Genomic DNA, 24310 nt, shown 5'->3' on the forward strand with positions numbered 1-24310 from the left:
TATTTTCGCGCAAATTAGAGATTTGGCTTCCATGAATCCCCGGCTGCCGGATGGTTTTGAGCCAATCTACGCTACGGCAGGCGACGGGCCTGAAGCCGCCGTTTCAAAATTTTTGACGGCGCAACGCAAACTGGGGCATGATCAAGACCATGATCCTGCGATGCGGCTTTCCGGCCAAGGGTTAAGCTCCAAACAGCACCACGATATTATTAATCCGTTAATTGAAGCCGCCAAAAGAACACGCAAGGTTATTCGCCTTCAACCGGGACGCCGGGATTACAGCCTTTTTGATCCTGACCGGCATTATTGGGATAACAGCATCAAGGTTTATGTGATTGCAGCGACTCTTGATGAGCTGTTGGACTTGGCGCATAAATTCGATATTCCCGCCGATCGAAGACTGATCGAAGATATGCTGGTTCATCCGGATCGAAGCGAAGGCGAAGTCTATTATTTCGGCCACAACCGGTCCGTTATGGAAGTTTTTACGCCCCGGCAGCGTGGCTTGATCGCCGAGCACGAGGTCGGCCATATCGATCATCCCAGCATGAGCGAAGAGAATGTGCGCGAGCTTCATCCTTTGCCCAGCGCTTTTCCCTATGAAGGAGAGTCTGGATTGAGTGGTGATAAACGTTATATCCAAGGCATGTTCGAGCTTGCGCGCAAACGAATCGAAATTAGGCGCAAGGAAGACTTTGGCCGGCAGAAAGTCGTTTTTTCAATTGCCGGCGATAAAAAGCAAGATGCCGAAGGCGAACAATCTGGAATCGCTCGATTGCGCCGTTTTCAAGTGATCCCCGGCGGCAGGGAACGAGGGTTCGCGGCCCCGGAATTGCTTGTGTTGTTGGGCGGGATCGGGCTATCCTGGATTGCAGGATGGCCGATCGCGGTTTACGGCGTTACGGGTTTGATCGGCATAGGATTAATTTCTTGGCTATGGCGCAAGTCCACCAGGTTCAAGATCATCGCCATCGCGCCCTTAATGGGCCTTGCTTTGCTCGCCGGGAAAGTTGAATTTAGAATCCGTGCAGCCCAGCTAGCCAAGCAATATCCGGGGGCCAAAATTTTAGGCGGGGGGCACTCCAATTTAGTTCTTTTGACCAAGGACGCGGACGGCCAACCGGTCATCGTTAAACAATATGCGCACACAGGCTCTTTTTTGGCTTGGCTGGCACGTTTCTCATTGCCGATGCCCAATCCCGGAAGCTATCGGGCAAGCCACCGTTATCAGAGAGATCGCGCCGCGTTCGAAGATTTTGAAAAAGCCGGGATTCCGGCTTCACGGTTGATCAATTCCGATCGAAAAAATCTCATCAATACGTTCAGCTTCGTCAAAGGGACATCGCTTTCCGAGCTGATGGGCGATACCCGCGCCGTAGAATCAACGGCGCGATCTTTGCGCCAAGCCCATGACCGGGGCTGGGCCATTATCGACAATCAACCGTCTAATTTCATGCTCGGCGAGGATGGCCGCGCCTATTACATCGATCTCGAGCACGCTTGGAAGGATCCGGAGGGAAAATACCGGGCGCATGATATCGGCATCTTTTTAGCGTGGCTGACCGCAGGCCTTAATCCCCAGGAGCGGGCATCGCTTGAAAAGGCGTTCTGGGACGGTTATGGGCCGCTTGATTTGGCCACCGGCCAGACGCTGGCCGCCATGACCCCGGAGCTTGAAAAACTCAAACCTTTCCTGAAAATTTCCAATGAAGAAAGCAAAGCGGCGATGAAAGACCAAAAATCTGGAGGCAAAGACAAACTCTATAGCTTTGCTTTGCCCGTTCTTTTGTTTGGGTTGGGGTATTTATCCGGAAATTCAAACATCCCTTGGGGACTTTTGGGGATGCTCAGCCTCCTCGGGTTGTCCGTTACTTCGGTTTTTCATTTTCAGCCTGAAACGAGCCAGGAACAAGCCTTGCGAGAGTTTCTTGAAGCGAGAGGAAACCGGATTGAACGGATTCCTTTGGCTCATGGGTATAAGTATTCCTATGTTGATTGGGTATTAAACGGTCGGATTGGCGAATTAAAGACGTTGGAGCCTGATACCGGAACTTTGGGTCTTACGCGCGCCCTCAGCAGCGCTTATGGCCAGTTGGCACGCTTCTTAACGAGAACAATCGGGCGTTATCCCGATATTTTGCCCCCGTCCATTGGGGGAGAACTCAACGCCAACCCCTCTTTAGAAAAACTCGTCATCATCGATGCCCGCCGAACCAAACTCACTGAAAGCCAAATTCAAGAGCGCCTTAATGAGTGGGCGCAGAACAATTACGGGCATTTGTATAACGAGGCGCTAACCCGCAGCAGCGCCAGAGCCGCTCCTTATTTGGATTCGATCAACGCTTTAGTTTTTTATTCCCATGATCGCGCCGTTTACTTAAAAGTTTCCGACGGGCGGTTATTAACCATCGTAGTGAATGGTGCGGCGGCGAAAAAAAATGCGCCCAAAACGATCCCCGTTCATGGGAAGGTTGTTTCTGAACAGCCGGTTGAGCCTGTTGTTTTAAGCAGGACCGCCGCAGGTCCCAAAGATCATCTTGATATTTCTGAACCAAAAACATTCAAAATCCTTGCCATCGCCGCCGCCGTCGCATTGTTGATCGTTCCACAGTTCTTATGGGCTGGACCAGCCGCCGCTCTTTGGTCCGCCGGACTTTACGTTGCGCCTTATTGGCCGATCGTCATTCTTGCGGGAGCGGGCCTTGCCGTTGTCAATGTCGGCCTTGATTTGGCTTATAAGCGTTTTTTTACGGAGAAAACTCAAGAAGAAACGGATGAACCCCAGCCGGCGCAAAAGGCGCCGAGAAAAAACGGCCTTGTTGATTTTCTTTTCAGCCTGCCCAAACCGCTGGCCGTGCCTTTATTGGCGGTTTTGGCGGCTATTGAAGAATACGGTTATCGCTGGCTTCTATTTTTGGGCGGGGGGACGATGCTGGCTGGTTTCATGCCCGCTATAGCGGCTTATGCGGCGGCTGCGCTGGTGAGCTCGTTTTTCTTCGCATCGCGCCACAAAAACGGGCCTTTTTTGCCTCGCGTGCTGAGCGGCTTGATTTACGCGGGAGCCCTGATGATGACCGGAAGCATCATCGCTCCCATCATCGCGCATTTTCTGCATAACCTTTATTGGTACCTCAAAGCTTCGCGGGGAAATGACGACTCTTCAAGCGGGGATTCCGGGTCGAATGCGCCGGCCAACAATCGAGTCGATGCTCAAACGAAGAAGGATGAACCGTCATCGACCGGTGTCCGTTTGTCCGCTCTCTTTTCTCTCGGCGTATTGATGGCCGGCCTATTGTTATCCAACATAGCCTGGGCGGCTTCACCCACCGCTACGTTAAATTTTTTTGGAATTGATATCGCATGGATTGCGCCGGCTGCGTTGGTTATCGTCGTCATTTCTTTGGGTTATTACATAAAGGTTTGGCGGGATTCCGCCAAAGGATCGGGCCTCATTGCGGAGTTGATCGATAGGAATAAAGATACGGCGCTCCGATTGCAAGCGATCGATCAAATGACCAAGTTCGGTTTGGTTGATTTTGTCGAGGTTCTAGGCGATACGGCTTTGCACGATTCGAACGAATCAGTCCGCCAAGCGGCTGCGGCTTCACTGCGCGCTCTTTCGCCGGCGTTAAAACGCAAGCTTGTCCGTTCGCTTCAATTCAGTTTTTGGCCGACGAACAGGGAGCTCGCCGCCCAGCGTTTATCTTGGTTGGGCCGCTATACGCAAGATAAAGAGATAGTCGAAATCATGAAAGAGGCGCTTTGGCGCGATCGAAATCGCGAGGTTAAAGCGGTGCTCATTAAAGGCTTGGCTCGCATCGGCACTGCTTCGGCCATGGAATCTTTGCAGTGGTATAGGGGCCGCCTTGAGCATCCCGACTTGCAAAGCGCGCTCAATTTGAACCTGGATAAAATCGAAGCGGAATTAGGCGAAAAAGCGAAACCCTCCGACCTTTTCACACCCCTGACCCCCAGCCTCGAGCGCGCGCAAAAGTCCTCCCTGCACCTTAAGACTCTTCTCAGAGTCATCGCGATCGCGTCGGTTTTTATGGGGGTTGAATTTATCGGCGGCGCTTTGACGAATAGTTTGGCTTTGAGAACGGATGCCGTGCACATGCTTTCCGACATCATGGTGAGCGTGGCCGCGGCGTTTTCCATCTGGATCAGTCAACGGCCTCCCAATTCCAGAAAAACATACGGCTACGCGAAAATGGAGGCGATGATTGGGCTCTTAGCCAGCGTTTTTCTTTTTTATACGGCGGGAAATTTAGTTTTCGAAGCTTTCGGCAGGCTTTCGGCTCCTCCCGCGATTCCCGGCGGAGCCGCTTTGCTGTTGGCTACGGCAGGATTGATTTCAAACATCATTTCCGCGTTCATACTAAGCCGGTATCAAAAAGAAAGCCTGGGGCTTAAGGCCGCTTTCCTGCATGCGATGACGGATGCGATGGGTTCGGTGGCCATCATCGTTTCCGGACTTTTGATGATGCAATTCGGCTGGTATATCGCCGATCCCATCACGACGTTCCTGATCGCCGTTCTCATCATTAAAACGACTTGGGAATTGTTCAAGCCTTCCTGGAACATTCTTCTCGACTCCACGCCCGAAGGCGTTTCCATCGATGATATCGAACGCAATTTATTGGAGATTCCCAATGTCAAGAACGTCCACGATCTGCATGTCTGGGGATTGGGTTCGCAGGAGAAGGTCATGAGCGCGCATTTAATGATCCCCCAGGGCGCCGATCCTCATGACATCCTTCAAAACGCTAAAAAAATCCTTAACAATAAATTCGGCATCGCGCGCGCAACCATTCAGATCGAGATCATGAAAACCGCGCATGTGACCGAAGGCGCCGGGCGCGCGCAGGCGGCGGGCACATCTGAGAAGGAACAGCCTCCCGTTGAGGCGGCGGGCCCGGAGGATTCTTCCTCCGTGAGTGAAGAAAATCCGGACCGGGCCGATCAAGGACCGCGCTCTGCCGGAGGGATTCAACATGAGCGCAAGGAAGCTCCCGGCGCCGCTGAGAGCAAAAACGAGTTATTCCGTTCCGTGGGTAATTTATTTTCCTTGCTCAAATTAACCCTGCCTTTCCATTTCTTCTCTTTAATTCTTGTGGCCAATGCCGTGTCGCCGGTAACCATCGGCGTGGCGTTGGCCTTCATGTGGGCTGTTCTCGCTTTTGTTTTCTTTCACGAGGGAGGAAAGCTTAAAGGAGAATTTGATTCCGTTTGGCTGGGGCGCCATGACTTGAAATTAAGAAGCGACGGTGAAATCCCGGGCATGCCGCGCTATGCCGGCGGTCTTAAATACGGAGAGGACTCTTACCGGTGGAATAAGAGCGCGCCTCTGAGCGTCCGGGAACGCGCTTTTTTGATTTGGGGGGCGGGGGTTATGGGGTTGCCGTGGGCGTTGGGCGGCGCGCCATTGGCCGGGGTGGTTTTTGGAATTTCGTTCGCCGGTTTGATTGCTCTGGGAAGGTTCGCCGTGTGGGCCAAAAAAAAGATTTCGGGGTTCATCCCCGGGGACAAACAAGTCTCCGGGCCCGCCCCCGCATCACTGCAAAGTGATTCGGGGGTTAAATTTAAACTGTTGCTCTTATTGTTGACGCCATTCTTAATGGGCGCTTCAGGATCGTTTGATTTGGGCAGCGCAGCCATGCTGGGCGCGATGGCCTTAATGGCCGGAGTGATGTTCGGCCGCTCGGAGGATGCAGCGATTACGCCGGTAGAATACGCCAATAGCCTTCAATTGCTCAAGTCTAATCCACAACAATTGCCGCCGCATTACGGTAACGAAAACAGAAGAAATCTTGCGCTGGCTAAATTTAATACCGCCAAAGAAGTCATCCTCAAACATGCGCAATATAAAGAATTCTTCGAACGTTTTGACAGAACCGGTGAGGGTCACGGGCCTTATAGGGAATTCATCGGCGAGAAGATCGAAGACGCCATTCCTCCGACCTTAGCCCATGCCAGGGAAATACTTGAAACCGCTCCCGATTCTATCCACGAGCTCAAAAACGAACTAATTAAGGATAAAAAATGGCTGACCGGCGTCAAAGAACTGGACCAGTATCAAGAATACAGGGATGAAACACGGACCTTGTTGGCCGCGATTGAGCAATACCAGGTAGTTAAAGCAGGCAAGGCAACCAAACATATCGGTCATATTGAACCTTTTGCCATAGCCTTGCCCCAAGAAGTGAACGCTGGCAAAATAAAAAATCAACCCAGCGATAGAGATGCCGTTAATCAGAAATTTTGGAACAAGTTCGGGTATTGGCCGGAGTTGAGCATTAAAGAGTTTGTCAAGCGCGTCGGAAAAGTATTGCTTACCCTGCCTAAAGAAAAAGTTTTCTTGGGGTTCTGGATTTTTTTAAGCCTTTTTAACCCCCTGGGTTTTTTGGGGATCGGCGTGGGGCTTTATCTGACGTTTTCTTTTTATCTTCTTATTTATGCTTCTTACTATTATCCCTCTCAGAAACTCAAAACACGCCGCAAAGTCCTAAAAATCCAGTCGAATCCGCGACCATTATTGGGCGAGGCGCCCAGCCTGCCGGCCTTAAACGCCGCTGCGCCTGTCAACAATCAAGATAAGTTTCAAGGAACAAAGTTGTACAGCGTGGCCATGCCGGCCGTTTTGGCGGTTATGGGGGAACCCGCGCTGGCGCTTTTTTCTCTGATTGCGGTCATGGCGGTGGTTATTATCGGGCGCAAAGTAAAAGTGATCGGGGGAACGCAGCGCTCCATGTTCGCTGACGCGGCGTTTAGTTTTGACGGTAAACTGGCGGCGACCGCGGCCTGGGACGGAAGCATCATTATTTTGGATACGGCTTCGGGACGGCAAGTGAACACATTGGAGAGCGGGAGCCATTGGATTAAAACCATATCGTTTGACTCGGACGGCCGCAAAGTTTACGCGCTCGATGATCGCGGGGTATTGACGTCCTGGCATGTTTCTTCGGGAAATCAATTACACAAGATCCGATTGAAAGACGTTCCGGATCGATTCACCGATGCCTCCATCAGCCAGGATGGGTCTGTTGTTGCAGCCGCGGGCCTGGGGGGAAGCCTGAAGATTTGGGATGCGCGTACCGGGGAACGAATGCTGACGATCGTTCCAGGCTATCAGGACAGCTTGATAGCCAATATTCGGGCTGCTTTCAGCGGGCATCGTTATGGTGACATCAATTCCCTGGCCCTAAACCCCGATGGTTCAATGCTGGCTGTTGCCGCTTCCAAAGGTTTCGTCGCGGTTCTCGATACTGATACAGGGCGGAGGCTGGGGACCATTCGCGATCCGGATGGCGGACGATTTCGATCTGTTTCTTGGAGTCAAAAACCAGGAACAATCGGACAGATTGTTACGGTTAGTTATCCCGGCTTTGTAGCGGCCTGGGACCCTTTGCTGGGTCACAGAGAGCGTGTGTTGATCAAAAACCCGGCATTAACAGGCATCAACGACGCTTGGCTGCGCGCTGATGGAAAAATTGCGGCAACTTGGGGGTTTGACTCCAATTTGACGCTCTGGGAAACATCAGTGGTTGGAGAAATCGCTTCGCCTGCTTCGTCCGTTCCTGAGACCGGTTCCTTGACGCCTGCCAATAATGCGCCTGCACCAGAGCAAAATTTTCCGAGACGTTACTCTCAGGAGGAATTAAGGCGCATCATCAGAGTTCTGCCGGGCGGCAAAAGCGCGAAAAACAAGCAAAGAGGTTTTATCGATCTTAATCTGCTGTTGGGTTTAGTCGGAATCGGTCTGATTATTTTTTTAACGCCTTTTTTAATGGGCGTTGCTGCTCCGGTTGGCGGCGCTAGCCCATGGCCCGTTCTCATGATTTTTGGCGCCTTGGCCTTAGGCGCCGTAATTTTGACGGTCAAGCGGACTGTCTATGCGGATGAAAACTATCGCGACACGCTCGCCGCTCGGCACAATGTCTCTAGAGAGCGCGTTCTTGAGACTTTGCTCAGCGGCCTTGACGGCAAAAATTACCCCGCTGTCCAAGCAAGACTCTGGGAACTTGGCAAACTAAGTGACCCAGATTCAGTTCCCGGCATCGGCCGTTACCTTCTTCAAGCAAACGATTCCGGATTAATTTTCTATGCCCGCAAGGCGCTGGAAAGAATAGGCGATCCGAAGGCCGTTCCTTATCTGGCCCGGCTCCTGCTTGAGTCCAAAGATATGGGGGTGCAGCGCGAGACGATTGTTTCCTTGAAGCGCTTTAACCTGCAAGATCCGCTCGCTATTTTCGCCCTTTGGCGGACCATGAAAATCCACCAGCTTCGGGATGACGCAAGCGATGCCTTGGCAAAAATCATCCACTATGGCGTCGCGCCGGCGGCGGATAGCGGCCGCGGCCGGAACCAAGCCCATTTCGAGTCGCATAAAGCCGGTGGCGCTAATTTGGCCAACCTTACCGAAGAATCTCTATTGATAAATTATCTTGACCAAGCTTTTAGCGTTGATTCGCTGCAATCGAAAAATGCGGTAGCAATCCTGGGCAGCATGCAAGCCAGCGAGGCATCAGGCCGGCTGCTCCATCTGGCGCTGGCATCGAACGATGCAAATTTACGGATCCAAGCGATTGATTCCCTTGGCCGTATCGGTGATGAGCGGGTTATCGTTCCCTTGCTGCAGCAATTCAACGATGAACCGAATATGGGAGCAAAAGCAGCCATCATTGAAGCTCTTGGTGAAATCGGCGTTGATTCAGCGGAAGTTCATGATTTTCTTGAAAAATTAAAAGGCTCGAAATATTTCCGGGATTCCGTGGCTCTGAGTTTAAAGGTTCTTAATGATAAAAATGGACCCAATGAGATCCGGCGTCGGAAGTTAGCCGATCGTGGATTTTCCAGCGCTCAATTAGCCGGAATCATGGCGCAAAAAACAACGAATCATCAAAAGTTTTTAATTTTAGGTTTATTGCGGGAACTGCGCGATCCGGTGACGATTCCTGCCCTATCCCAAGTTCTAGAGGATAAAGGACAGGGCAGCTTGTTCCGAGCCATGGCTGCCTGGACATTGGGAGAAATCGGCCGGCCGGAACATCTAGACCGACTGGAGGCTTTCATCGCTGATGAACCCAATCCCGATATAAAAATTGCGAAAGAAGTGATGAGAGCAATCGTAAAAATTAAAGAGAAGTCATTTATTGCCGAGCCTCAAATCAACGAAGCCGAACTTAAACGTATAGCCGATGAAGTGACATTGACTCCACAGCAGGAAGTTATCCCTATCTTAATGCGGTGGTTAAAAGGATCGAGCGACTTGCACCAAAGAGGCGCTCGTGCCATGCTCGCAAAATTGGGCCTTAATTTGTCGGCTTTAAGCGGTATCGGTCTAATTATCCTGTTAGCGCCTTTTTTGATGGGCATGGCTGCACCTCAGGGGGTAACCGGTGTTTGGCCTATTCTTGCGATTATCGGGAGCTTGGCGTTGGGCGCTGCGCTTAAATGGGCCAAACCCAACCGCGCCGCCATTAATCATCACAAGCATAAAGTATTGAAGAAGAATAGGTATCAGGGGGATGGAACCGCGTTTGAGTCTGATCGGTTGCCTCCTATGCCGGCCCAACTCCTTTCATGGCCGCTTGAGTGGTCCTCAATGGAACCATATATTCAAGATGCCGGATATACGACTTACCGTTTGAGTATCGATGGATACGGAACATACCTACACCCGCGACTCTCCGCATCCGCGAATAAACGTTTGGTCGTCGCCCATGAAAAAAACGTGAAAATTATTGATTTGGAAAATAAAAAAATAGCTTCGCTGCCGCTCAATTTAAATGATGTGAAGATGCCTGACATTAACCATTTAGCTATCTCACCGGACGGCCGTCAGCTTGTTATTACGATGACGCATCTGCGCGACGACCGTTCCGATGGCAATACGTTGATTTATATCGATCTTGAATCCGGCAAAAGTTGGCTTCGAGAATTAAATGAGCGGTTTCTGGGTACAACCTTTTTGGATGATGGGCGAATGGTCGTAGTTTGGAGCGATGGGGGCAAAGGCATCGTCTTGGCATTGATGGATAAAAAAGATATGGCTTCTTGGCCAAAGCAACATCTACGAATTCCTATTAATGGAATTATACCGGCAGGTCAATTTAGGATCATGGCTTTAAGCGCGGACACCATCGCTCTTTCTCGAAGTCCGAGGCACATTTTTTTAATAAGGATCGATCAGAACATCGCTGATGTCGAGACTGTAGAGATGGGGCTTTTCGAGACTGTTGCCTTAGGCAAGACAACGCATAAACACCATATCTGGACCGGCAATTCGATTGGCTCAGTTTCTATGACCGATATAAACAACGGGGACACCGCAATCATTAAGGCTACCGACGCAGACGGTCCGGTTCTTTCGATATCCGAAGACATGGACGGATGGGTTACCGTAGCTGGCGCTGAGTCAATAAAACGTTTTAGGAAAGAGGCTTTAAGCTCCGGTGCTCCTACTGTGACCATGGAAATATTGCAGGGGCCAACGTCTCGCGAAATGGAGGCTGCTTTAATCGATCCTGCGGGCGATTTTTTTGTCGGTGCGGTAAATTCAGGCAACGGACATGATATCTATATCTCAATAGGAGAAACGGAACAGGCGGATACCGCTAAAAACGAGCTTGCCTCAAAAAAATCGCAGGCCGATTCATCCGCTGTCGACCAGGAAGCGCTGATCCGGCAAAAACGCGATGACATTTCCGTGAAATTATTCGGCTATCGCGGGAGAAATCCTATCTCCAGGCTTATTTCCTTTATTCGTTCCGGCGACGAGTTCATGAGGCCGGCTGCCGCCAAGTGGTTTGACGAATTGATCCGGCTAAATGATCCCGAAGCGCTGCTGGCGCAACCTTCATTGAATGTTGATGAAAAAACTCTACAGACTTTTAGAATTAGGCCAAGTAAATCCCAAAAAGGGCATATTTTGTACGAGGGTCTCAACCTGATTGCTCTGGTTGCGGCAGCCGCAGCCGTTTGGCCGGTGAATCCGGCCATTGCCGCAGTCATTGCGGCCTTTGGCGTTATGATGATGACTCTTTCGGTGCGCGGCAGCAGGCCGCCGCCGGACACCGCCGCGACGCCGCTTGAGCGTAAGCTGAAAAAAGAATTCATCGCCGAACTTAAAACGAATCCTCTGGGCCGTCCCCTCGCCCGCTTGTGGGAAAAACAGAAAAACGTCCCTTTCAAAATTTTAGAAACCCATGTTGAAACATCGGCCCTGGAGTTCGATTGGGCCGCCAGGCAAATTCGCCTTCAACCCGGGATGCTTCAAATGCTGGATTTATCTTTGGATGATTTAAACGACGATCAAAAACGCAAGCAATTCGTTGGGGAATTCGCGCCTGCCGTTTATCACGAACTCATCCATATGCGTCAAAGCCTGACATTCGACGGCTTACACAGTCTGGAAAACGAGATCGAGGCTAATTGGATCGGGCCTGATTATGTTGGGGAGGAGCTTAAGCGCGGCCGCCGATACAGCCCCAGAATCGCTTCCTGGTATCAAACTCAAATGGACAGGGTGGATTTGGGATTTGAGGGTTTCAGGCAGGTCATTCAATCCATTTATCAACTGCCCTCGCTTTTCGACGGGAGGGAACAAGGGCTGGCCAGTTATGAAAAAACGGATCGCGACCAGGAAATTTATCTCAGAAGGGCGGCTCAAGCCACATTGCTGCCTCCTGACATCGCCAAGCAAGTTGAAATCATCCGGGAAAACAATGTCAACGTCAAAAAATTTATTAAAGCCTGGAAAGACGAGGCTCTTTATGGCCGGGCTTCAGCTTATTTCAAAAAGTTTATCGATGGGATCAACAAAGAAATTCCTTCGGATGGCGCAGGTAATGCGCCGGGCAGTCTAAACTCTATTATCGGTAAATACTTCCCGCTCTTCTTGCTGGCTTTCATTCCGGCCTCCTTGATCGCCGCAGTAACCGGCGTTTGGGCGCCGGCGTCGTTTTCTTTTGACCCATGGTCTTTCGTTATGGCGGCGCCGGTGTTTTTGGGCATGGCCTTGACGGGTTCGCAGCAAATCAAGACTCTAAATAAGTGGAAGAAGAAGCTTAATTCAGCGATCAATCGGGCGAATGCGAAAAAGCTCTCTAAATATATTTTAAAAGCCCATGAACAGTTAAACGCAAAAGGGATGGAGGAATTGTGGGACAACATTTTTACGTTGACTCGCACGCCTCAGCTCGAGAGAAAGCAATATAACGGGTACGGTGATTATTACGTCGCAGACGGCGAGACATATAGAGGATATTTTGCCCTTTCATCGGCGTTAGCCCAGGCATTGACGATCCGGCCCCAACTCTCCGCAGCTTTACCCAGAAGCGCGGGGAATCATTTGTGGAAGGGGCTGTGGGATTCGTTGGACCTTTTGCAAAGTTACAAAGAACAATGGTCCAAATTTACACCCGAAGTCAATGAGATGACCGGCTATGTCGTTGATCATGCCATTGTCGGGATTTTGGCAAGCTATGCCGCTCTTCTTAAACAAGGCCGCCATGACATTCTTTTTCCCGATTCACAAGAAATCGCCGAATACTTAAAAAATCACCAAAATATGCCTAAAACGTTGGGCTGGCTGCCGACCCCTCAACACTTTCTTGACATTCTTAAGGAGCTTGAGACTCATCAACTTCCCAAGTTGACTCCGGAAGGAATCAGGCTCATTAAGACGGTTCGCGAGCTTGTCCTGGCGACACCCTTTACGGAAAGCACAAATGGCCAAGCCCAGGCCGCAGCGTCATCCGTGCCCGCGGAAAAAGCCCTGGCTATTCCTAAGAAAGAAAGCGCTCTTCTGACTCCCGCAGTTGCGGATGATCTATCTGTGGCCATGGAACAAATGAACGCTTATTTTGAGGGTCCCGAGTACCGGCAATTGACCAGAATTCAGGAAGCCAAGAATTTCATTAATGCAGGTCCTTATGCCGAAGATATCAGCCGTACCCAGGCTGGTATTCATCTAGGTTCCTATGGACTTATTGCGGCTCTTGCGACCGTTGTCTTAACTCCTTTTTTTGGTATTGGCGCCGCCGGTGTCATGGGGTTGATCGCAGGAGGAATCGGTTATCTCGGATTGATTGACGTCATTCACAAGTCGATAAAAAAATTAAGCCCGGTGCTTCCAGACTATCGGGGACTGAACGCCTTGTATCAATTATCAGGCAAAGATAAAGATCTCTATGGAGAAATTCTCCGCAAAATTTTAGACCAGCACTTTGCCGATAAGAAAAATCGGGTTTTTCTTGGCGCTTATGCCGCGACTCTGTTTGAAAAATGGGAGCAAAACGCGCCGGACGCCCCTCTTCGGGAAACAGCGCAAGCCGCGATCGCCGCCGTAGAAAAATACGGCGTTCCTCAAAAAATTCGCGATCAAATCGAGGCGGCTCTGGGCCTGCTCGACATTAATGCCGATGACGCCGGCCTTATCGACCACGATGCTTTACTGGAAGAAGGCAAAAAAGAAGTTCGCAAACTTCTCGAAGAAGGAAACGGCCATGACCCGGCCATGCGGCTTTCAGGCAAGGGTTTAAGCGAGGCTGAGCACGAGAAAGTCATCAACCCGCTGATTGAAGCGGCGTTTAAGGCGGGGCGTGTCCGGGCCGTGACCCCGGATATGGATGAGTATTCGTTTTTTGATCCGGAAGGTGATTACCTAAATGGGGGAGGGGTCTGGATTTCCGCTTCCGCGGGAATGACGGAGAAAAAAGCGATACAAGTTTATGTCATCGAGGTCACCAAAGAAGAATTGATCAAGATGGCTAAAGCCGGGGGGATCGATCCGCCCTCCGATATTGTCGTCCATCCGGGACGTTCGCGCAACAACGTTTATTATTTCGCCCACCAAATCGAAACGCTCAAAAAATTCACGCCCGCTCAAAGAGCCCGTATCGCCAAACATGAGCGGGCCCATATTGAAAATCCGGCATTGACGGAAAGCAAAATTCAGTCCAAATACCCATTGCCCATTATCAATGAGCAGGCGACTCTCGAAGCCATCAGCGATCAAATGAGCCGCGATTTAACAACAAAAGGCTTGGGCGTTACAGACAAGAGACGCAGCCGTACCGGGTATTTCGAATACAAATTGGACGATCAAGGACGCATTTGGATGCGCTACGCTGGGATTTTGGCAACCAAGCCATTCGAGGTTCCAGTGACCGAGCCGCCCTCGGCCGCCGAACTCAAAGCGCGTTTTGAAAAGGTCGCCGGTCCCTATGCGTATGCCTACGATGAAGCGCGGAGCGTGATTATCGTGACTCCTAAACCCGACGCCGCGAAGAGAGGTTTCATGTTGCGCAGAGGCCGTTTGGTTGAAGTCGAACCGGAACTCGCGACGAAATGGCAACTGCATGACGGATCGGGCGGTCCCCATCTGCCCGATGGTGTAACAATCGAAGGCATCCAAGTCGCCGGCGAGATCATCGCGGCGCGCGGCTCGGACGGCATTTTGTATCTTTACAAACCGACCGTGCCGGACTCAAAGCTGCCGGTAAAGTGGTCCTCTGACAACGGTACGCCCTTCGGCGGCGCGTTGCGCTTTCCCAGGGCGCGCGACTGGGCGTTCGGCTTGAGCATCGGCGTGAAACCTTCGCAACGGCCGACGCTTGAGTTCATCAACCCCTACACGGACATCGACAATTATTACGAGGGCGCCGACGGCGGAAAAACGTTCTATGGTTTTACCGGGACGCTCGGTATCCTTACGGAAAACGGCCGCGAGATTCGCTACTGGGACACGGGCCTGCCGGCCGACTTTCAACGCGGCTTCCTCACCCCATACCGCGGGCGCGTTGTCGGAGAGAAACTTGCGCAGGCAGGTTCCACTTGGCTGCTCTATGGCAAAGACAACGGAAAGCCCGGCTTGTGGGTTAAGGGCTACGATCACGAAATGCTCGGATCATGCCCGGGCCTGCGCTACGTGTTCGACCCGCCGAAGAATGAAAAAGGAAAAATTTACGATTTGGCCGAAGCCCAGCGTTTTGTTCCGCTGCCACCATGGCAGCACATCGACTTTCCGGCGCTGGAAGGCCAAGCCGTTGTCACCGATCGCATCAGCATTCATCCGGCCGGGCAAGGCAACCAGGCGCGCGAGATTGTGATCGAAGGCAAAAACGCGGCGGGATTTTCGGGTTACTACAAAAAGCTCCTCAACGATAAAGACTGGACTTTCGTTTCGACCGGTGAAACTTTGGTCGGAAAGACGATCACACAAACGGACGCCTCGTCTTCGGCAAAATCGGTGACGCACGACTATCCATTGGGCAAGTGGGACGGTTTTCGTGGCGCGCCGATTGCCAAAATAGAGCTCAACGATTTCCATCCCTTCTCGACGCTCGATGAGGCCGGCACGTTGCTCATCACGCTTAAGTCGGGCAAGAAGATCAACGTGCTGCTGCGCAGTTCCGATGGATACTCGCCTTTACAGAATGACGCACGCGATGACGCCGCGATTAACAAGGGCATCGGCGAAGAAAAAGTGCTTACAGGCACCCTTGCGGTACCGCCGGACGTTGAAAACAACTCCGATCCCGAGATTCGGGCGTTTGTCAGGCAGTATTTGAAGCCCTATCACCATATCCCGAATCTGTTCGTGGTCAATGCTGATCTCGACCATGTCGACATTTACACCGACGGTCGCTACCGAAAGAGCGACAAAGGCTTTGACTACGGCCGCGTTCCCAAGCTTTCGATTTCGGTGAAGCGCGACGCGCGCGGCGATAGCGAGTACGAGATTTTGGCTAACAACCCGGCGCTGCAGCCGGGTCCCGACATGCCGGCCATGAGGCTCGATGAAGTCATTTCCGGCAACAAGATGCTGAAAAAAACATTGCGCAGCGACGTGTGGTCGCGGCGTTGGCGTCATTTGGGCATTTTGCTGCGGACATTAGGCATCAGCATTTTTTCGAAAGCGGCGTTCTTTTTCATGAATGCATTCGGCCTAACCCAAAAAGAACACATGGGACCGATTTCAGACATCATGCCGCGCTTCATAAAGGGTAATCTTCGCGCGCACCATTTGCAGACGCCCGAAGCGTACCATCGCGCGGTTGCGATCATCGAAAAAAATATTCGCCTGGCGCGCGCGGGCAAGTTGGGGAATACCGACGCCCAGCCCCTTCTGGAGCAAACCAAAGGGTTTATAAGTCCCATGCTCACAGACCGAGAAACGGTAGAGCCTAGGCAAAATAACGGCAAAAACGCAAAAAAAACCGAAGGCCCGGCGATGCGGCTTTCCGGCAAAGAACTGCCCCAGGCGCAGCATGAAAAAGTCATCAATCCGCTGATTGAAGCGGCTTTTAAAGCAGGTAAGGTTAGGGCCATTGCCCCCGATATGGAGGAGTATTCGTTTTTTGATCCGGGAAAGGATTATCTCCAGGAGGGCCCCAATGGAAAAGCAACCCAAGTTTATGTCATTGAAGCGAGTAAAAAAGAGCTGATCAAGTGGGCGAAAGCGGCTGGTCTTGATCCGCCCGAAGACATCGTTGTTCATCCGGGACGAACAAGAAATCAGGTGTATTACTTCGCTCACCAAATCGAAACATTAAAAAAGCTCACCTCCCGCGAACGCGCTCAAATCGCAAAGCACGAAAAAGCTCATATCCTAAACCCAGAAAAGACGGAAGATGAAATTCAGGCGATGGCTCCCCTGCCGCCCATGTCAACAATCAGCAGGCTTTGGAAGGGAAAATTTTTGTTCGCTTCCCTGGCTATCCTGGGTTCGCTCCTGCTCAATATCCAAGCGGGCCATATCGCCAATGCCATCGGAGCCCAATCTTATGCCTTGCCCGACCTGCTGCTTTCTTGGCTCCCCGTCGTTGATATGCGCGTTGTTTTTCTGTGGGGATTCCTTGCCTTCATCGGGTGGGCCATCGCCGCCGCCGTTTGGCAGGAAAGGGAGCGTCTGCCTCACTTGCTCTGGCTATTCGCTTTGTTGATCGCGGCTAGGAGCTTTTTTATCGTTTTGACCCCCATGCATGCGCCTGAGCAAGCGTTATCGGTGGCCGGCGATCCTCTCTATGAGCATTTATTCAAGTATTTCACCATGAGCCATGATTTATTCTTTTCCGGCCATGCGGCTTTGCCCTTTTTGGCTTTTCTTGTTTTTCGCAATCGTTGGGTGCGTTTTTCTTTCCTGGCGATTTCATTGCTGATGGGCTCCGCCGTTCTTTTATCGCGGTTGCATTATTCCATCGATGTGTTCGCCGCTTTTTTCATCACCTACGCCATTTACCGGGCGGATAAGCATTGGTTTCAGCTGCCTTACATGAAGTGGCGGGAGCGCTTAACGATAGGGCGGCCGACGGGGCCGCCTAAAAAACCGGAGGGCCCGTCGAGTTCAGCGGCCATTTTCAACAATCCGGCCGCCAATGAGCCGAATCCTCCGGCGCAAGAGAGTCGAACCCCGAGCCATTTAGGCAATCCCGCGCCATCTCCCAAGGTCATTATCCTTCACGCCTCCTACGGCGCCGGGCATGAGATGGCGGCCGGCGCTTTGGCCAAGACTTTCCGGGCCAGTGGCATCGTGCCCGAGGTGATCGACGCCCGCAAACGTCTGCCTCCGGCTTACGGGAATCGCCTTCAGAAGGCTTTATTCTTGCTTCAGGGGAAAGCTCCTTGGCTTTTCAGCATCATGTACAGCGTCGGCGATTGGTTTTTGGTATTGCCCGGAATTTTTCATGCCTGGCGCTGGATGAACCGGCGCAGCTATCGCGGACTGGTTGAAGAAATTATCCGGAAGCAACCGGATATCGTTATGACGACCTATATTCCGCTTGATGGACTGCTTAAAGCGAAACAGCAGGGACGCCTCAAATCCAAAATCGGGGTCGCCATCACGAATTGGCATATTCATTCAGTTTTCATCGATTCGCGGCCGGATTTTTATTTCATTCCCGGAATCGCGGATGAACAACAGGCTCCCCAAGCCGTAGTCAAGGCCCAGGAGGGGATTGTCCGTAGGTTGATCAGAGGGGGAGTCAGCAGGGACCGCATCGTCATCAGCGGGCGCGCCGTGGATCCCAACCTTAAGGCTGTCAGAGCTTCCCAACGCCAAGCGCCGGCCGACGGGGCGACAAAAACTGTTTTAGTGGTTATGGGCGGCTACGGCGCAGGCGCTCTGATGGAAGTCGCCGAGTCCTTCAAAGGCATTGCCGGCGTCCATCTTCAACTCATCGCCGGAAGAAACGAGTCTCTCAAAAGACAATTGGAAGAAAAAGTCAGTTCGCTGGGGTTGAACGCCTCGGTTTACGGCTTCGTCGACCACGATAAAGAATTCGTGCCCATGATGCACAATGCGGATATGGTGATCACCAAGGCCGGCGGCAACACCATTACGGAAACCGGAGCCTTGGCCAAACCCGTTTTATTCGTGGGTCCGACCTTCGGCAATGAGACCTATAACGCCGATGTTTTAGTTGAAAGCGGGGCGGGCATCTTGACGAACGATGCCTCGCGCATCGGGGCGATCGCCGCTGAATTGTTGGCCCAGCCGCAACGCCTTGTTGAGATGGGCAAAAACAACGGGCTGATCGTCAATAATGACGCGGCTCATGCGATCACCGGGCGAATGCTTGAGTCGATTGACGACAATCGGCCGGTTCCCCATGAGCATGCCGCTCCCAAGGTCGTTATCCTTCACGCCTCCTACGGCGCCGGGCATGAGATGGCGGCCAAGGCCGTGGCTCAATCGCTCAAGAATCGCGGCGCCGAGGTTGAGCCCATCGACATCACCGATTATCTGCCGGAAAGCCGGTTGAAATTTTTGCGATCCCTTTTATTTTTCATCCATGGGCGTTTTCCGAGGGTGATGCATTTAATTTTCCACCTTGGCGACAAATTGCTGCCTTTGCCCGGCATCGCTCATTTTTGGAAATGGTCCCGCAAACGCAGCTACCGCAAGCTTGTCGATGATCTTATCCGGAAACAGCCGGATATGATTCTGATGAGTTATCTCCCGCTGGAGGGGATTTCTCAAGCCAAAAAAGACGGCCGCCTGAAAGCCAAACTCGGCGTTGTGGTCACGGATTGGAAAGCGCACGCGGTTTGGATCGACAGGGATATCGACCGTTATTATGTGGCCGGAATTCAGGGAGAACCCGGCAAAACGCAGCCCGTGGCCGATGAATTAGTGGCGCGCGGCATCGCCAGGGAAAAAATTATGGTTTCCGGCATCCCGGTGGACATGGAGGGCGTTGTCCCGGTCCACGCCGACCGTCAAGGCATCGCCAAAGTCTTGGTCTTAATGGGGGGTTACGGCACCGGAGCCTTGGAAAAAACAGCGGCCTCTTTTAAAGGCGTTGAAGGGATTGAATTGGATTTGGTGGCCGGCAGAAACGAAAAACTAAAAAAGCGCCTCGAGAGCCTGGTCGCGCGATTGGGGATAAAAGCCAGGGTCCACGGCTTTCTCCCTCATCGTGAACTTCTTCAAAAAATGGCGGCAGCGGATTTGGTGGTGACGAAACCGGGGGGCGTGTCCACAACGGAGGCCGAAATTTTAGGCAAACCCATGGTGCTGGTGGGGCCGGCGCCGGGACAGGAAGCCGGCAACGCCCGCGTGATCATCGCAAACGGCGCCGGCGTGATGGTTAACCGGGCCTCTCATGCCGGACCCAAAGTAGCCGAGTTGCTTAAGGAACCGGAAACATTAAACCGTTTTGCGGCGCAATCGCGGTTGCTGGCTAATGGGGATGCGGCTGATATCGTCGCCGAAGATATGCTTCACGGCAAGGCCGGCGAAACAGCATCAACGCCCAAAGCCTCGGATAAAAGCAAAACGGCATTATTCATCGGAATATTGACGGGCATTGGGCTCCTTAATGCGTGGATCGGTTTAACCATGTTTTCTTCAATGGGACAAGGCTTTGGTTTTGTTTCCATGCTGGCGGCGGGCTTTGGGATTTTTTACGCTCTTTTCCTTTATGCCATGAATAAAGTTTTTAACCAGCCGCCGGATCCCAAGTATTTGAAGAATCAGGAAAAGAAACGAAAGACGCTGCTCGCCCAAATGGCTAAGCGGGGCGTTGAAGGCGTGACCGGGAAAGAATTGGAAAATCCTGAATTTCGCGCTAATGCCGTGAATTTTCTTGAGAATTATTTGCCGACTTTGCCCGGTAACTCAAACTGGTCGTATAGCGATGAGCTGGATCGCATCGTTGATGCGTTCGGCAAATATGAATTGACGAATATTGAGGCGGCTCAACTTTTGAATCTTTTACGACAAGACGATTGGATCGGCTATGTCCGGGAGAAACATCTGCGTTTCGCCATTAAGTATTTGGACCCGGCCAAAGAGCAGGCCGCCGAAGCCGCCCGCGCGCTGATTCTCGCCGGCAATCCGCACATGGCCGCTTCGGCGTTGGCCGAAGAAATTGCCCAGGGACGGTTGAGCGCCGAAGAAGCCGGCGGGTGGCTTGAGAAAGTTTTGGCGCCGGGCAATGATCAAGAGAAAGAGCGCGTTGCCGCCATCTTGCGCAAGGTCGACGTCCATTTGGTTCTTCGCCAAGCAGGACAATTGCGCCGGAAACCGGAGGTTTTAAAACGCACCGGCGTTTTTTCGGCGTTGGCATTGATCGTCGCCGTATTTTTATTTTTAGACCCTGCCGCAGTCTCAGCCATGGGGTCTTTGGCGATCGGCGCGGCGGTCGCGGCCGGGGGCAATGCCGGCGGCGAGGGTCCGCCGCCAAGTCCCGAGGCGATGATGGGTCAGATCGGCAGAAGCCTCCATGAAAATTGGTCCGCGTTGATCGAGATGGAGTTGAAAACCCCCCATGATCCCGACGGCTATGAGCGGGAGAAAGAGGCTTTGCGCAAAGACGTCGTTAATCTGCTGATGGCTACGGATGTCCTGCCGGAACAATATCAACACGCGGTTTTGGAAGATTTTCTTCACATGGCCAAGGAAATGCCGGTTGCGCAAAAAAGAAAAATCGAATCGACCGGGTTCTTTAGCGAAGAAATTCAAGCCAAAAGCATTGTCAGCGCGCTCGGCGTCATCGTCAATCTTTACGGCGATTCCGGCTGGTCCCGGTTGGACAGAAGCGCGAAGCGGAAATTTTTGCTTGATTTGCTTAAGGATGATGATTTGCCTTTTGGCGGAACCATGGAAAACCCCTCGTCGATCTTCAGCAAAAACGCAAATTGGGCCAAGCGCGCCGGAGTTCAGGAATTCGATGTTGTATTCGGGAGACATTTAAAGGGTCTTTATGAAATTTCATACCAGTCCTACCCTTATGAATTTCCGGCCGACAGCGTCGTACAAGCGGCCGGCGCTCTTTCAAGCATTCTCAAAGGCAGCGTCAAACAAAAAGAAATCCATGAATTCATCATGGAGCTTTCTTTCCAAGGGGGAGCGCCGGTAGAGTTTCGTCTGGCGCATATGCGCCGAATCCTTAATGAATTCATCGAACGCTTGGACGAAATGCGCAAACAGCTTGAACAAAACAAGGGCGACGATGCGGGATTTTCATCGAGCGTCGCCCAGGGGGCGCCCGATACAACACCGGAAGATATTGATACGGCGCGCATCTTTCTTGAGGAACTCAGGCGGGATTTTGAAACCGCTGTTAAAACATCCGGAGTTCGTCGCGGAGAGGGGGGCTTAGGCGGCTGGCTTAACATCTTGCCTTGGATTGTCTTGCCGCTGGGCTTATTGGCTCCGGGCGTGGCGCACGCATCCACAGGCGCCGGAGCGACAGAGGCTGCTTCTATTTTATCGGGGGCGCTTCCTTGGGTGGCCGCAGGGGCCGGCGCCATAGGGGCGGCGTTGAGCTCAGGAAGAAAAACCCCTAAACGACAAAAGCAAGCGAAGGCTGGAAAAGCAAAGCTTCCAGATGCTTATTTTGACGAAGCCTCGGCAGCAGTCGATCAATTGGGGGAACCGTGGCGGGAGAAACCGGTCAAATCATCGAAACTTAAAAAAATGCTCGGCTCTCTCTCTTTTGACGAAAGGGAAAGTTTTTCCCCGTCTCTGGCTATTTCGAGTTTAAGGCAAGACGCTAAACCCGACGGCGCAAAAAGTGAAACGCTTTGGCTTAATTATGCCGCCGCCGTAGCAATCGGCCGCTCGGGTTCCTACGATGCCATGATTAAAGAAGCCGTTAAAAAAGGCCTTGTGATCGATACGCCTCATAGCGGCCGCCAGCGCGGAGACGGGGATTGTTCGATTTACGCCATCGCCAATACTTTTAATGCGGCTCTGGGCAAAATGGGGCGGTCTTTGCTCCGTCCGCGTGAAATCGAGAGGACGGCGGCACGCGCGCTTAATAGGCCGGTCAAGGACATCCGTAAAAAGGGATTGAATCCTTTCGAGGTTGTTTGGGTGATGAATTTATTGACCGAGCGCACAGGCACGTCCATCCGCGAAATACCGATTGAAAAAGCATCGGAAGCGGCGATTAAAGATCGTCTTGTTCCTTTGGTTGTCATCGACACGGGCAAGGATAAACATTCCATTAATGTCGTCGGCCAACTGCAAAAAAACGGAGAATTTCTAACGGTAACCCTTGACCCTAATACGGCGAGCGATCAACGCGTCGTTTATCCCATCGATTGGCTGTCGGAAATGATGGTGGGAGAGCGCGCCTTGGTGGTCGTGCCAAGTGAGAAAAGCGCGCCGGTCGCTTCGCGTTTTGCGCCGACGCCCGGCATCCTGGCCATCCGCGGCCCTCGATTACCCAAGGATAAAAAATCCTATTTGCCGGTTAAAGCCATCAGCGATCCCGCCCAAGCGCAAGCGAAACTTCCTCAGCCGCGCAAATGGTTCGGCATAAGAAAAAGTCCTGTCATGGGACCGGCTCATGAAAAACAATTAATGCAATACCTGGAACAAGGCGCCGTTGATTCAGTCGTCGTCAATATCGATCAGGCTCCGGGGGGAAACTTCAATACCGATGAACTGAGCGGGCTGCTGGCTTATTTGGCGAAACAAGGGAAGGCCGTCGTGCTGTTGACCGTAACTGCACCTGGGGATGGGGGCGCTTGGGATAGGCTTGCTCCGGCTTTAAGCGCTCGTTTAACCGGGCTTTACAGAAGCCATGCAGCTTATCCTGTTTATGTTTTGACGGGCATGGGCCAGGAAGCTTATCGGTTAATGAACGGCCGTTTGCAAAGCGTTTATTCAGCGCCTAAGATGAGCTTTGAAGATAATGCCGGCGTGCGGGCGGCTTTTGAGCAAGCGTTTAAGAAGATGGTCCCTGGAGACGTTTATGACCTTGAAATTTCCCCTGACTCAGTTTGGGGCGGGTTTGTTATTCCCAGAAAGCCTACTACTAATCTTCATGGGACGGCGCCGGTCGCTTATAACTGGGTCCGTTTTGATGACGGACCGGCGACCAGGGAAGAGGACATGATGGACCCTGCGCTCAAGGCGCGGGTGGCGCAATTAGACTATGTTGAGAAAGACATGATCGATCAAAATGGCCGCTATGTCATGCGTTACCAAGGAGGCTTGTTCAAGGAATCAAATTTCGACGATTTCATCAAGAAGTTTCGCCGCTTATTGGGACCGAAATATTCCATTGAAACAAGCGTCGACAACGAATCCTTCGCGGGCTTGATCGGCACAACGGATTGGGGCCGCTCGCTTAAGCAATTGGCCGAACAGGAACGTTTAAATTTCGACCGCGCCGCTTATCTGGGTTACGACTTCGGTAAACGATCGGCTGAACAATCCATTTTGCGGGAATTTCCGCGAATGCTGTCTTTGGGTCTAAGCGGCAAATCAGCGGCTCCTCCAAGCAAATCTCAAGCCTTGGTTTATTCCAGGGAGAACCCGGGCGAGGCGGCGCGTCTTTTAAATGCGCTGACCCAGACCCCTAACCCGGCTCCAGCCGGAAAAAAAGCCAAGAAAAAAATCTCCATAGGTATTGATGACGTCAAATATACGATTGCGCCGTTGACGTCCATCGCCCTGATATTTTTGATGAAAATTTTCGGCGCGCCGTTTGTTTTAAACTTGATCGTCCCTCTCATGATCGCCTTTGGGCCGATCGCCATCCATGCTCTGGCTCGTCAAGTTTTGCGCTCGCTCGGTCAAAAAAGAAATCCGGAACTTCCCAAAACCGAACAAGCGCAATTGGAAACGCCCGAAATCAAAGCGCTTCCGCCGGCGCAGCAAGTCCGCATTGCTCCGCTTGAAGAAGAAAATAAGGAGCGCTTGGCCGAAGAAGAAATCGAGGCCGAAATCGCTCTCGAGAACGAATCCACCAATAAAAAACGCCGCCGCTGATCGTTCCCGCCGATTTAACTTTAGTCCCAAATTTAATTGGGTCAAAATGCCCTAGTGTGAAAATATGTTATC

General features: G+C 52.0%; 1 protein-coding gene (only partly in view). It reads left to right on the forward strand.

Annotated features, from left to right (window positions below):
• The coding region annotated (locus HYT79_06880) for a cation diffusion facilitator family transporter (GenBank protein ID MBI2070312.1) crosses the window boundary (this coding region is incomplete at its 5' end): on the forward strand, positions 1-24238 show 24238 of its 41285 nt. The annotated region extends 17047 nt beyond the left edge of the window.
• Positions 24239-24310: the final 72 nt, after the last annotated feature.

The organism is Elusimicrobiota bacterium (assembly GCA_016180815.1).
GTDB lineage: Bacteria > Elusimicrobiota > Elusimicrobia > JACQPE01 > JACQPE01 > JACPAN01.